This window comes from Frondihabitans sp. GW821-FHT04F02 (genome assembly GCF_059420045.1).
This window is the reverse complement of the sequence record NZ_JBWKSZ010000003.1, coordinates 111,039-123,269: the sequence shown is the minus strand read 5'-3', so window position 1 is coordinate 123,269 and position 12,231 is coordinate 111,039. Positions and strand designations below refer to the sequence as shown.

Below are 12,231 nucleotides of genomic sequence, written 5' to 3'. Positions count from 1 at the left end.
ACAGTGGCCGCATGAGCGTCGATCCCCGATCCAGCGACAGCATGCTCGTAGCCGTCGGGCAGTTCGCCCCCGGCGCGGACCCCGAGGAGAACCTCGCCGAGATCGAGCGGCTGGCCGAGCGGGCAGCGGCCCGCGGCGCCGCCATCGCGGTCTTCCCCGAGTACTCGTCGTTCTTCGAACCCGATCTGGGGCCGCGCTACATCGAGCTCGCGCAGCCGCTCGACGGGCCGTTCGTCACGGGGCTGGGGCGGATCGCAGCCCGTCTCGGCATCCACGTCGTCGCCGGTCTCGTCCAGTCGACCGGCACCGACCGGTTCTCGAACACGCTCGTCGCGGTCGCTCCCACCGGCTCGGTCGTGGCGACGTACCGCAAGCTGCACCTCTACGACGCGTTCGGATCGACGGAGTCCGACTGGGTCGTCCCGGGCGACATCGAAGCGCCCGAGACGTTCGAGGTCGGCGGCTTCATCGTGGGGCTGCAGACCTGCTACGACATCCGCTTCCCCGAGGTGACGCGCACGCTCGTCGACGCCGGAGTCGAGGTGGTGCTGCTGCCCGCCGAGTGGGTCCGCGGCCCGCTCAAGGAGCACCACTGGCGCACGCTCGTCACTGCGCGGGCCATCGAGAACACCGTGTACATCGCGGCCGCCGACCACGTGCCCCCGGTCGGCGTCGGCAACAGCATGGTCGTCGATCCGTTCGGCGTCGAGATCGCCGCGATCGGCGACGAGGCCGGCATCGCGCTCGGCGAGGTGACTCGCGCGCGGATCGACGGCGTGCGCCGGGTGAACCCCGCTCTCGCGCTGCGACGGTTCCGGGTCGTCGAAGGCGCGCCCGTCGTCACGGGGTAGCCCCGAGATGCGACGCAGGAACCCGAGTTCCTGCGTCCCGAAGAAGACCTACCCGCCGAGCGAGGCGAGCTGCCGAGCAGCCTGCTCGAGCACCTCCGTGCGCTTGCAGAACGCGAACCTCACCAGCGACGAGTACTCGTCGGCCAGGTCGGCGTGGCAGAACGCCGAGATCGGCACCCCGACGACGCCGGCGAGCTCGGGCAGGCGGCGGCAGAGGTCGACCGCGTCGGTGTAGCCGAGCGGGCGGGCGTCGGCGACGACGAAGTAGGAGCCCTGGGGGCGCGACACCGTGAACCCCGCGGCCTCGAGGCCCGTGCGCAGCAGGTCTCGCTTGTGCTGGAGCGTGGCGGCGAGCTGGTCGAAGTAGGAGTCGGGGAGGCCGAGGCCGACCGCGATCGCGGGCTGGAACGGGGCGCCGTTGACGTAGGTGAGGAACTGCTTGACCGCGAGGATCTGGCTGACGAGCTCGGGTCGAGCGCTGAGCCAGCCGATCTTCCAGCCCGTCGTCGAGAACGACTTGCCCCCGCTCGAGATCGTGACGGTGCGCTCGGCGGCGCCCGGGAGAGTGGAGATCGGCACGTGCTTCGCGCCGTCGAACAGGAGGTGCTCGTAGACCTCGTCCGAGACGATGGTGACGTCGTGGCGGTTCGCCAGCTCGACGATGAGCGCCCTCGTGTCGGCGTCGAGCACGGAGCCGGTCGGGTTGTGCGGGTCGTTGACCAGGATCACCTTCGTCTTGTCGGTGATCGCGCGGCGCAGCTCGTCGGGATCGACCCGGAACTCGTCACCCCGGAGCGGGACGGTGCGGTGCTCGCCGCGGGCCAGGCCGATGACCGCGCCGTACGAGTCGTAGAACGGCTCGAGCGTGACCACCTCGTCGCCGGCGTCGACCAGGGCGAGGAGGGTCGCCGCGATGGCCTCGGTCGCGCCCGCTGTGACCAGCACCTCGCTGCCCGGATCGACCTCGATGCCGTAGAAGCGCTTCTGGTGCGCCGCCACCGCTTCGAGGAGGACGGGCATGCCGCGCCCCGGCGGGTACTGGTTGATGCCGTCCGTGATCGCCTGACGAGCGGCCTCGAGCACCTCGGCCGGGCCGTCCTCGTCGGGGAACCCCTGCCCCAGGTTGAGGGAGCCGGTCGCCTGCGCCAGCGCCGACATCTCGGCGAAGATCGTGGGGGCCATGCGGCCGGACGAATCGAGGAGCATGGCGCCACGGGCTGCGCGCTCCCAGGGGGCGAGAGTGGTCATCTGCCCACCGTAACGTCCTTCTCGGCTGACCCTTACGCAGCCCGCCTATGATGTGGCACCATGACCGATCCCACCGATCCGCAGACCCCCGACAACGCCGCCGGCAGCGAAGCGGGCAAGGGCTCAGAGAACGGTCGGAACGCCTGGCAGGCACCTCACGAGGCCTCTCGTCAGACGGGGGAGCAGCCGACGGCCGCGCCCGGGGCCGAGCAGCCGACCGAGCCGATTGCAGGCGAGACGCCGACCGGGCCCGCCGAGCCGACCGCACCGCCGGCCCTCGGCGCCCCGCCGCTTCCCGGCGAGACCCCGGCGCCCCTCGCCGACACGAAGCCGTACACGGGCTTCGCCGCGCCCGACGGCGCGCACCACGCCCCGCCGTCGCTCGACCACGCCGCCTACGCCGGCTCGAACTCGGCCGCGTACGCCGGACTGTCGAACTCCCCGCAGGCCGACGTGAACCCGGCCGCCCCGGGTGCCTGGTCGTACGACGCCGCGACGGCCTCGGCCGCGCCCTCCGGCTGGCAGGCGCCCGACGCCCGCCGTCCCCGCCGCCGCGGCCTGGGCGGCTTCGTCGCCGTCGCCGTCGTCGCCGCGGTGATCGGCGCCCTCGTCGCCACCGGCGGCTACGCGCTGTTCGGCGCACGCGGCTCGAACGACGCCACCGGCGGCACCTCCGACACGCTCTCGATCGGCCACTACAAAGACGCCTCGCTCATCACGGCCGTGGCGGCGAAGGCGACCCCGTCGGTCGTGACGATCGACGTCGCCGCCGGAACCTCCGCCGGCACCGGCTCGGGCGTGGTCCTCACCGGCGACGGCTACATCGTGACGAACACGCATGTCGTCACGCTCGACGGCGCCAGCGCCAAGGGCACCATCCGGGTCACGACCTCGGGCGGCCAGCTCTACTCGGGAAAGCTCATCGGCACCGACCCCCTCGTCGACCTCGCCGTCATCAAGATCGACGCGACCGGGCTCACCCCGATCGCCTTCGCCGACTCGTCGAAGCTCAACGTCGGCGACACCACCGTCGCTATCGGGGCTCCTCTCGGCCTCTCGAACACCGTCACCGACGGCATCGTGTCGACGCTCAACCGCAGCATCACGGTCGCATCGTCGGCCGCACCCGACTCGAGCGACGACTCGTCGTCCGGCAGCGAGAACAACGGCCAGGGCCCGTTCAGCTTCGACAACGGCAGCGGCTCGTCGACCTCGACCAGCTCGACCATCTCGCTCCCCGTCATCCAGACCGACGCCAGCATCAACCCCGGCAACTCGGGCGGCGCCCTGCTCGACACCGACGGCAAGCTGATCGGCATCAACGTCGCGATCGCGAGCGCGGGCAGCTCGAGCTCGTCGTCGAGCGCCTCGGGCAGCATCGGCGTCGGCTTCTCGATCCCGGCCAACCTGGTCGAGCGCGTGGCCAACGACATCAAGGACACCGGGTCAGCCACTCACGGACTCCTCGGCGCGAGCGTCGACGACGCGACCAACGACACCTCGGCCACTCACACCGGCGCCCTCATCAAGTCGCTGACGTCGGGCGGCGCCGCCGAGACCGCCGGCCTGCGCGCGGGCGACATCGTCACCAAGTTCGACGGCATCCCGATCACCGGGGCGACCGACCTCACCGCGCAGGTGCGCACGCTGGCGGGCGGCTCGACGGCGTCGCTGACGTACATCCGCGACGGCCGCACGAAGTCGCTCACGGTCGACCTGGGAACCCTCAAGGCCTGAGGCGTCCTGATAGGCTCGTCCGGATTTCCGCGGACGGCGACCGGCCGGTCGCGTGGTCCATGCCCGCGCCGCCGCCTGGTCGCGCTTCGAATCCCAGGACGCCATGAGCAGTGAAGACAGCCGCACAGTCGGGGTCTCGTACGTCATGCCCGTTCTGAACGAGGTCCGCGAGATCGAGTCCGCTGTCGCGAGCCTGGTGGCGCAGGATCACGACGGCCCCTTCGAGGTCATCCTCGCGCTCGGCCCGAGCGTCGACGGCACGAACGAGGTCGTCGCGCGTCTCGCCGCCTCCGACCCGCGCATCCGCAGCATCCCGAACCCCGTCGGGTCGACGCCGGCCGGTCTCAACGTCGCCATCGAGGCGTCGAAGCACCCGGTGACCATCCGCGTCGACGCCCACTCGGTGCTGCCGACCGATTACACGCGCGTCGCAGTCGAGACGCTCCTGCGCTCCGGCGCCGACAACGTCGGCGGCATCATGCGCGCCGAGGGCCGCACGCCGTTCGAGAAGGCCGTCGCCCGCGCCTACGGCAGCCGCGTCGGGCTGGGCGGCACTCCGCACCACGTCGGCGGCAAGGAGGGCCCGGCCGAGACGGCCTACCTGGGCGTCTTCCAGCGCCATCGCCTGATCGAGGTCGGCCTGTTCGACGAGAACATCAAGCGCGGCCAGGACTGGGAGCTCAACCGGCGCCTCCGGGCGACCGGCGGCACGGTGTGGTTCACCCCGCACCTGACGGTCACCTACCGCCCTCGCCCGAGCCTGCGCACCCTCGTGCGGCAGTTCGTCGCGACCGGCATCTGGCGCGGCGAGCTCGTGCGGCGCTTCCCCTCGTCGAGCTCCCTGCGGTACCTCGTGCCTCCGGTCATGGTCGCTGCCGTGACCGTGGGCCTGATCGCCGGCCTCGTCGGGATCGTGGGCGCAGCCACGGCTTCGTGGGCCGGCTGGCTCCTCCTCGGCTTCGTCGCGCCCGCCGTCTACGCCGTCTTCGTCGTGGCGGCGACCTTCACCGCCGCCCGAGACGAGAGCGGCCGGGCCAAGCTCTGGTTTCTCGTAGTCTTGCCGTGCATCCACTTCGGGTGGGGAACGGGCTTCTTCGCCGGGTTCCTGAAACTCACCAAGAACATCACCGCGCACGTCGGAAGATAAGCAAGCATGTCGACACCCACACGATCGAGACCGTCGTCGATCGCCGAGCTCAAGCGCGTCGCGCAGCCGCCCGAGGTCCGCAGCCGGGCGAACGCCGAGCACTGGACCGCGTCGCTCTACCTCCGCGACGTGTCGCCCTACCTCACCTGGGTCTTCCTGAAGACGAGCATCACGGCGAACGGCGTCACCGGCTTCATGATCCTCGCCGGCTGGGCGACCGCCTTCTCGCTGCTCATCCCCGGCATCGCCGGTCCGGCGCTCGCGCTGGTGCTCGGCCAGGTGCAGATGCTCATCGACTGCTGCGACGGCGAGGTCGCGCGCTGGCGCAGCACGTCGTCGCCGGCGGGCGTCTTCCTCGACAAGGTCGGCCACTACACGACCGAGGCGCTGATCCCCGTGATGCTGGGCATCCGCGCGGCGGGCTTCCCGTTCCAGGTCCCGGCCGACTACCGCTGGACCACCCTGGGCCTCGCCCTGGCGCTCATCATCGTGCTGAACAAGGCCCTGAACGACATGGTCCACGTCGCCCGTGCGAACGCCGGGCTCGACAAGCTCGAAGACAAGCGCGGCGGCATCACCGTCCCCAGCGGGCGCCTGCTGGCCCGGGCGCGTTCGGTCGCGCGCTTCGTGCCGTTCCACCGCCTGTACCACTCGGTCGAGCTCACGATCATCATCTTCGCGATCTCGGTCGTCGGCCTGTTCGCCGGCCAGATGACGGTCGACCGCATCGCCCTCCAGGTGCTCGTGCCGCTGTCGCTGCTCGCCCTGCTCGGCCACTTCGTCGCGATCATGTCGTCGAAGCGGGTGCGCTCCTGACCCCTGTCGCAGGGCGGCCCTCGATCGGCGTGGTCAGCCTGACGCAGGGTCGCCGACCCGACGACCTCCTCCGGGGCCTCGCGTCGGTGCAGTCGCAGGAGGGCGTCGAGCTCGACGTGGTCTGCGTGGGCAACGGCGCAGGAACGGGGCCGCTGCCCGCCGGAGTCCGCGCCCTGGTCCTTCCCGACAACGTCGGCATCCCCGGCGGGCGCAACCGCGGCGCCGAGACCGTGTCAGGCGACTGGATCTTCTTCCTCGACGACGACGCCTCGCTCTCGTCGCCGACCTTCCTCGCCGATGCCGTTCGCCTCGTCGAGAGGGCGGGCGATATCGGACTCCTCCAGCCCCGGGTCACCGACCCGGCGGGAGCGGGAGACCCGAGGCGTTGGATCCCGCGACTGCGGAAGGGCTCCGCCACCGATTCGAGCGACGTGTTCTCGGTGTGGGAGGGCGCGACCCTGATGCCGCGAGCCGTGTTCGACGCCTGCGGCGGCTGGGGCGAGCCGTACTTCTACGCGCACGAGGGAGTCGAGCTCGCCTGGCGCGTCTGGGCCCAGGGCAAGCGGGTCTGGTACGCCGGCGATCTGACCGCGCACCACCCGGCCATCGATCCTGCCCGCCACAGCCAGTACTACCGCCTCAACGCGCGCAACCGCGTCTGGCTCGCCAAGCGCAACCTGCCGTGGCCGCTCGTGCCCGTCTACGTGGCGTCCTGGACGGGCGTGCAGGTGCTCCGTTGGGCGCGCCGCCCCGATCTCCTGGGCCCGTGGTTCGCGGGCTGGCGCGAGGGCTGGGCGACCTCCCCGGGTGGACGGCGTTCCATGGGGTGGCGGACCGTCCTCCGAATGGCCCGCGCAGGCCGCCCGCCCGTTCTGTGACGACCCACCCCGCCGTCCCCACCACCGCCCGCTGACACCCCCGATTCGAACGGAGCCCCAGTGCCTCTTCTCCGAGATCTCGGACTCGGCATCGGTCTCGCCCGACGCCTGCTCGTCTCGCGCAGGAACCGCCGCGATCTGGCCCGCCGCGACGTCCGGGCTGTCGCGCCCGCGCCGGGGACGGTCCGCGTCGCCGTCTACTTCGCCGACGGCGCCGTGAACATGTACCAGATCCGCCAGTGGTACGGACCTCTCGCGCATCTGGCCGAGACCGTGCCGGTGGCCATCGTCGTGCGCAATCCTGCCACCATGCTGGCCCTCGTCGACGAGTCGCCGGTGCCGGTCGTCTACGCCCGCCAGGTCGTCGACCTCGAGGCATTCGTCGAGGCCCACCCGATCGCCATGACGCTGTACGTCAACCAGAACTCCCGCAACTTCCAGATGATGCGGTACGGGCGCATGTGGCACGTCTTCGTCAACCACGGCGAGAGCGACAAGATGTACATGACGACGAACCAGTTCAAGGCGTACGACTATGCGTTCGTCGCCGGAAAGGCGGCTCTGCAGCGCCTCGGCGCGAAGCTCTGGGACTACGACCTCGACCGCAGGGCGATCATGATCGGCCGCCCGCAGGCCGACCACTTCGCCGGCGTCCTGCCGTTCACAGCCGACGACCGCATCGTCGTGCTCTACGCGCCGACGTGGGAGGGCGACCGCGCAGCGGCCGCCTACGGGTCGATCGCGACCCACGCGGCGCTCGTGCCCGCCCTGCTCGCAACAGGACGCCATCGCGTCGTCTACCGCCCTCATCCGCGCAGCGGCGTCCTCGACGCCGGGTACAAGGCCGCTCACGAGGGCATCGTCCGGGCGATCGATGACGCCAACCGCCGTGATCCGGCCGCCCAGCACGTCTACGACGACGGCCCGGAGCTCGGCTGGCAGCTCGCCGTGGCCGACGTCGCCATCACCGACATCTCGGCGATGGTCTACGACCGGCTCGCGACCGGCAAGCCCCTCCTCGTCACGCGGCCGGTCTCGCCGGCGGCAGAAGTCGACGAGGGCGGCTACCTCGGCTCGGCGGAGTGGGTCGCCGCCGACCAGGCCGGCGATATCGAGCAGCTCGTCGCGGCCGTCCTCGGCGACGAGGACGCCCGCTCGCGCCTCGACTTCTGGGCTGAGCACCACTTCGGCGACACGTCCCCAGGTGAGGCCACCCGGCGCTTCGAGGCGGCCGTCGCCGTTCTCATCGACCGCTGGAGCGAGTACGACCGTGCCCAGCCCCTGGCGGACGACGCGGCAGGATCGGAGATCGGCACCGGCGAGGATTTCCTGGCACGCGGCGATGACGATCTCGACTCTCTCTGATTTCTCCTTGATAGGGCATATATAAATGAGGCATGAAGCGCCTAATTTTATATCGTCTGGACATGCGAAAGCCAGTCGCGTATCCATGGGGTGTGCCTGATCCAGCGTCTGAAGCCTCGCGACTGTTCGGTGAGCGTGTTCGCACTGAGCGCCTCCGCCTCGGCCTGAGCCAGGACGAGGTGGCGCACCTCGCCGGCATGAACGTCTCGAACTACGGCAAGATCGAGCGCGGCATCGGCAACCCGGTCCTCCACACGATCGTGCGGCTCGCCGCAGTCCTCGACGCCGACCCGGCCGCGTTCGTCTCCGGGCTCGGCGCCGACCACCTGCCGCCCCTTCTCGAGGCGTTCAGCGCCGCCGACTACGTCCGCGAGCAGCGCCGCCGCCGCTCCTGAGCGTGCAGCAGACGAGGACTCGGCGCGCTCACGCCGCTCCCGCCGCAGACTCCACGCCCCCGGTGGCCCGCGTCTCGCGCCCCTAGAACGCGAATCGCCACACGTACTCGTCGCCGTCGGGCCGAAACCAGCGCACCACAGCGATCGAGTCGCGGCTGTCGACGGCCAGGAGCGTCAACGTCAGCGTGCGCCCCGGCGGCAGAGGCCGGGGGTCCACGGGCACGAGGTGGCCCGACCCGAGCAGCGTCACGCGGACGCCCCGGACAGGCTCGTCGCCGAGGTTGACGAGTCGATAGACGTGGGGTTCATCAGTGCGGTCGACCCAGAAGGGCACGGCGTAGGCCGAAGGAAGAGTGCTCATGACCGAGACCCTAGGAGGGGCATCCGACGTCGCGACCACGGACCCTGTGGACAACGTCCGATCGGTGGATAACCCCGGTCGAACGGCACCTGTGGAGGAGCAGTCGGCGCTACTGGTCGGCGTCGCCGCGGCGCCTGCGTCCGATCGGGAACGGGAGCCGCTGGAGCAGCGATCGGTGCTCGGGCTTCGACTCGAGCTCGCTCGGGAAGGCGGCCGGCGCGGGGCCGAATGCGGTCCGCGAGCTGGTGACGACCTTGCGGCCGAGCGTGTGGTTGCCCACGCCGCCGACGACGGCGCCGATGCCGAAGGGAATCGCCCGGCCCACGATGGTGGCGCTCTGCATACGGACGAAGCGCTTCGTGAACTCCTTGCGGACCATCCCCGACAGGTTCGACATGGCCGCCTGCGGGAGGCGCTTCGCGACGAGGTCGCCCCAGAAGGCCGAGCGGGCCGGGCCCGTGCCCATGGCCTCGCCGGCGAGCTGGCGTACGAGCTCGCTCCCGGGGCCTCCCAGCATCATGGCCATGACGATCGTCCGCGCACGCTCGGGCTCGGTGACGGCGATTCCGTGCACCTCGGTGACGGACTGCGCGAACAGGGCGGTGGCCTCCAGGAAGTAGGCCGTCTCGGCGCCCGACAGGGCCAGCGAGACGCCGATGCCGACGCCGGGGATGACGGCGCTCGCACCGACGGCGGCCCCGCCGGTCGTGACTGCCGTCAGGTACTCGCGCTCGAGGGTATGCAGAATCTGCTCGGGGGAGTGGTCGGGGTGGCGGCGGCGGAGCGCCCGCACGTGCGACTCGACCACGGGGTGCTGGACGGCGAGGACCCGGTTCAGGCTTCGCTGCCAGACGGGGCTGTCGACGTCGGCCGTGAGCTCGCGCCCGGTCTCGCGCAGCGCCTCGCCCTTCAGCGGCAGGGCCTTCTCGAGGTCGGTCGTCTCGGGCTGGTCGACCGGAGGATTCTTGGAACGTCGCATTGCGCGACCCTACGCCTGAGACTTGCGAGCGAGATCGGCGTTGTACCTCGCCAGCGCCTCGTCGATCGGCCCGTCGAAGACGAGGGCTCCCTTGTCGAGGTAGAGACCGCGCGTGCAGAAGCGACGGAGGTCCTTCTCGTTGTGCGAGACGAAGAACAGCGTGCGGCCTGCTGTGAGGAGCTCCTCGATGCGGCGGTAGCACTTCTCGCGGAAGGCGCGGTCGCCGACGGCCAGGACCTCGTCGACCAGGATGATCGGCTCGTCGAGGCGGGAGATGACCGCGAACGCGATCCTGACCTTCATTCCGCTCGACAGGTGCTTGTACGGCGTGTCGATGAACGACTCGATCTCGGCGAAGCCGATGATCTCGTCGAAGGCCTCGTCGATCTCGGTGCGGGACATGCCGTGGAGACCGGCGGTCAGGTAGACGTTGTCGCGGACGCTGAGATCGCCGACGAAGCCGCCGGTGATCTCGATCAGGGGGGCCACTCCGTCGGCGACCGCGATCGCGCCCTCGTCGGGCAGCATGACCTCCGCCACGAGCTTGAGCAGGGTCGACTTGCCCTGGCCATTCCGGCCGACGACGCCGATCGACTCGCCGGGCTGCACGTCGAACGTGACGCCCCGGAGGGCCCAGAACTCGCCCGGCCGCGAACGCCGGCTGCTGTCGGCGAAGAGGTCCTTGAACGACCGGCGCGCCCTCTTGTTGCGACGGAAGCGGATGCCGGCATCGGCCACGCGGATGACGGGAGACGTGGTCGACATCAGATCTCCTTCAGCACGGCGCGCTCGCACGCGCGGAACACCAGGACGCCGACGCCGAGGATGACGAACGAGAGCAGAGCGCCGATGACGACCTCCCACAGCGAGAGCTGGTCGGGGAAGAACGCCGACCGGTAGAGCCCGAAGATGCCGCTGAGCGGATTGAAGGCTGCGACGAGGTGAAACGATTCGGGAAGGCTCTTCGTGCTGTAGATGATCGGCGATGCGTAGAAGAGGAAGCGCAGGATCAGCTTCACCGCTCGCTCGAGGTCGCGGAAGAACACGACGAGCGGCGCGATGATGAGTCCGAGTCCGGTGACGAGGACCGCCTGCAGCACGATGGCCAGCGGGAAGTAGACGACCTGCCAGTGCACGGGCGCGCCCGTGACCAGGGCGAAGATGACGAGGACAGGCAGGCTCAGCAAGAACTCGATGCCCTTCGACATCACTATCCGGCCCATCCAGATGGTCCGCGGGATCTTCGTGGAGCGCACCAGCTTCGCATCGGACGTGAACGCCTTGGTGGCATCGGAGACGGTTCCGTTGAACCACTGCCAGGCGAGCAGGCCGCTCAGCAGGAACACGATGTACGGCTTCTCGCCCACGTTGCGGTGGAACACCTGCGTGAAGACGAAGAAGTAGATCCCGCTCATCAGCAGCGGGTCGAGGATCGACCACAGGTAGCCGAGCACGTTGGTCGAGTAGCGGACCTTGAGATCGCGCTTCGTCAGCAGCCACAGCACCTGGCGGTACCGCGTGAACCCCCGGGGTCGGGGGCGCGCGGGGGCGCTCGGCTGAAGGGTTGGTGCAGTCACGGGAGTCCTATTCGATCACGGGCACCCGCCGGGATCCGAGCGGAACCCGCATCGGACGGAGTCAGACGAACAGGTTGGCGCGCTCGAGATCTTCGGCGAAGTCGACCTCGACAGCGTAGAGGTCGGAGATGTCGACCGGGACGAACCGGAGGCCGTTCTGCTCGATGCCGAGCTCGATGCCGCGCTCGAAGTAGTCCTGGTTGTCGACGCGGCCGAGCTGGCGGACGAGGTCGGCCTTGTCGCGCTTCGACACGAAGTTGATGCCGACGGCCTCGCCGAGGCCGTTCTTGACCTGCTTGGAGAGCTCGTCGATGAATCCCTCGGCGTCGGTCGTGTACTTGACCTCCTCGTCGGAGACGCTGGAGGTGTTGACCGAGACGAACGACTGGTCGGAGGCGATGTACGGGGCGGCGCGCTTCAGCGCGGCCGGGTCGAAGACCACGTCGCCGTTCATCCACACGACGCTGGAGGAGCCGGTCGCCTTCAGGGCGCGCAACAGGCTCTTCGATGTGTTGGTCTGGTCGTACTGCTCGTTGTAGACGAAGCTCGCGGTCGGGAAGGCCTCGACGATGTGCTCGTACTTGTAGCCGACGACGACGGTGATCTTCACGTCGGCGCCGAACGCGCTGCGGATGTTCTCCATCTGCTGCTGCATGATCGTACGGCCGTCGGCGAGCTCGGTCAGGCACTTGGGCAGCGAGCGGCCGAGGCGCGTGCCCATGCCGGCTGCGAGAATCACGATCTGAGTGCTCACGGTTGTCTCCTCGTTCGAAGGCTGTTCATCGACTGTTCATCGTCGAGATGCCCCGGGTTGGTCGTCTGTGGCACGGCAGTGTGCGTTGCCACCATACGCCGGAACCCCTGGCAGATCGCGGAT

13 protein-coding genes are annotated in these 12,231 nt (G+C 69.9%); 7 read left to right on the top strand and 6 right to left on the bottom strand.

Features of this window, described 5'->3' with window-relative positions; genetic code table 11:
• Positions 1-11 precede the first annotated feature (11 nt).
• Positions 12-851, top strand: a complete 840-nt coding sequence (locus AC07TY_RS09230) for a carbon-nitrogen hydrolase family protein (RefSeq protein ID WP_494785128.1) — start codon at positions 12-14, stop codon at positions 849-851.
• A 48-nt stretch (positions 852-899) separates the two neighbouring features.
• On the opposite strand, the gene AC07TY_RS09225 is transcribed toward AC07TY_RS09230, so the two are convergent.
• The gene (locus AC07TY_RS09225; protein ID WP_494785127.1) at positions 900-2,099 is read right to left on the bottom strand and encodes a pyridoxal phosphate-dependent aminotransferase; all 1,200 of its coding nucleotides are present in this window, start codon (positions 2,097-2,099) and stop codon (positions 900-902) included.
• Between the two features lie 60 nt (positions 2,100-2,159).
• Between AC07TY_RS09225 and AC07TY_RS09220 the strand changes: the two genes are divergently transcribed.
• From AC07TY_RS09220 to AC07TY_RS09195, 6 genes are all read left to right on the top strand, one after another.
• The gene (locus tag AC07TY_RS09220; RefSeq protein WP_494785126.1) at positions 2,160-3,836 is read left to right on the top strand and encodes a S1C family serine protease; all 1,677 of its coding nucleotides are present in this window, start codon (positions 2,160-2,162) and stop codon (positions 3,834-3,836) included.
• Between the two features lie 103 nt (positions 3,837-3,939).
• Positions 3,940-4,983 (top strand): glycosyltransferase family 2 protein, encoded by a 1,044-nt coding sequence (locus AC07TY_RS09215; RefSeq protein ID WP_494785125.1) that lies wholly within the window; start codon positions 3,940-3,942, stop codon positions 4,981-4,983.
• A gap of 6 nt (positions 4,984-4,989) precedes the next feature.
• Positions 4,990-5,799 (top strand): CDP-alcohol phosphatidyltransferase family protein, encoded by an 810-nt coding sequence (locus AC07TY_RS09210; protein ID WP_488625781.1) that lies wholly within the window; start codon positions 4,990-4,992, stop codon positions 5,797-5,799.
• A 29-nt stretch (positions 5,800-5,828) separates the two neighbouring features.
• The gene (locus AC07TY_RS09205; RefSeq protein ID WP_494785124.1) at positions 5,829-6,677 is read left to right on the top strand and encodes a glycosyltransferase family 2 protein; all 849 of its coding nucleotides are present in this window, start codon (positions 5,829-5,831) and stop codon (positions 6,675-6,677) included.
• Between the two features lie 60 nt (positions 6,678-6,737).
• Complete coding sequence (locus AC07TY_RS09200) at positions 6,738-8,042, top strand: CDP-glycerol glycerophosphotransferase family protein (protein ID WP_494785123.1); 1,305 nt, start codon at positions 6,738-6,740, stop codon at positions 8,040-8,042.
• Between the two features lie 92 nt (positions 8,043-8,134).
• The gene (locus AC07TY_RS09195; RefSeq protein ID WP_158614209.1) at positions 8,135-8,437 is read left to right on the top strand and encodes a helix-turn-helix domain-containing protein; all 303 of its coding nucleotides are present in this window, start codon (positions 8,135-8,137) and stop codon (positions 8,435-8,437) included.
• An 82-nt stretch (positions 8,438-8,519) separates the two neighbouring features.
• On the opposite strand, the gene AC07TY_RS09190 is transcribed toward AC07TY_RS09195, so the two are convergent.
• The 5 genes from AC07TY_RS09190 to AC07TY_RS09170 form a co-directional block, all read right to left on the bottom strand.
• Entirely contained in the window at positions 8,520-8,798 is a 279-nt protein-coding gene (locus tag AC07TY_RS09190; RefSeq protein ID WP_123506161.1) for a hypothetical protein, read from the bottom strand.
• 109 nt (positions 8,799-8,907) lie between these two features.
• Positions 8,908-9,777, bottom strand: a complete 870-nt coding sequence (locus AC07TY_RS09185) for a hypothetical protein (protein WP_233579982.1) — start codon at positions 9,775-9,777, stop codon at positions 8,908-8,910.
• 9 nt (positions 9,778-9,786) lie between these two features.
• Entirely contained in the window at positions 9,787-10,542 is a 756-nt protein-coding gene (locus AC07TY_RS09180) for an ABC transporter ATP-binding protein (protein WP_123506160.1), read from the bottom strand.
• Complete coding sequence (locus AC07TY_RS09175) at positions 10,542-11,354, bottom strand: ABC transporter permease (protein ID WP_494785122.1); 813 nt, start codon at positions 11,352-11,354, stop codon at positions 10,542-10,544. Before AC07TY_RS09175 ends, AC07TY_RS09180 begins: the two co-directional genes overlap by 1 nt.
• 61 nt (positions 11,355-11,415) lie before the next feature.
• Positions 11,416-12,108: a phosphocholine cytidylyltransferase family protein gene (locus AC07TY_RS09170; protein WP_123506158.1), complete on the bottom strand. Its 693-nt coding sequence runs from the start codon at positions 12,106-12,108 to the stop codon at positions 11,416-11,418.
• Positions 12,109-12,231: the final 123 nt, after the last annotated feature.

Excerpts from the sequence above, each read along its gene's own strand:
- AC07TY_RS09230 (WP_494785128.1), top strand. The coding sequence starts at position 12 with ATGAGCGTCGATCCCCGATCCAGCGACAGCATGCTCGTAGCCGTCGGG.
- AC07TY_RS09225 (WP_494785127.1), bottom strand. The coding sequence starts at position 2,099 with ATGACCACTCTCGCCCCCTGGGAGCGCGCAGCCCGTGGCGCCATGCTC.
- AC07TY_RS09220 (WP_494785126.1), top strand. The coding sequence starts at position 2,160 with ATGACCGATCCCACCGATCCGCAGACCCCCGACAACGCCGCCGGCAGC.
- AC07TY_RS09215 (WP_494785125.1), top strand. The coding sequence starts at position 3,940 with ATGAGCAGTGAAGACAGCCGCACAGTCGGGGTCTCGTACGTCATGCCC.
- AC07TY_RS09210 (WP_488625781.1), top strand. The coding sequence starts at position 4,990 with ATGTCGACACCCACACGATCGAGACCGTCGTCGATCGCCGAGCTCAAG.
- AC07TY_RS09190 (WP_123506161.1), bottom strand. The coding sequence starts at position 8,798 with ATGAGCACTCTTCCTTCGGCCTACGCCGTGCCCTTCTGGGTCGACCGC.
- AC07TY_RS09185 (WP_233579982.1), bottom strand. The coding sequence starts at position 9,777 with ATGCGACGTTCCAAGAATCCTCCGGTCGACCAGCCCGAGACGACCGAC.
- AC07TY_RS09180 (WP_123506160.1), bottom strand. The coding sequence starts at position 10,542 with ATGTCGACCACGTCTCCCGTCATCCGCGTGGCCGATGCCGGCATCCGC.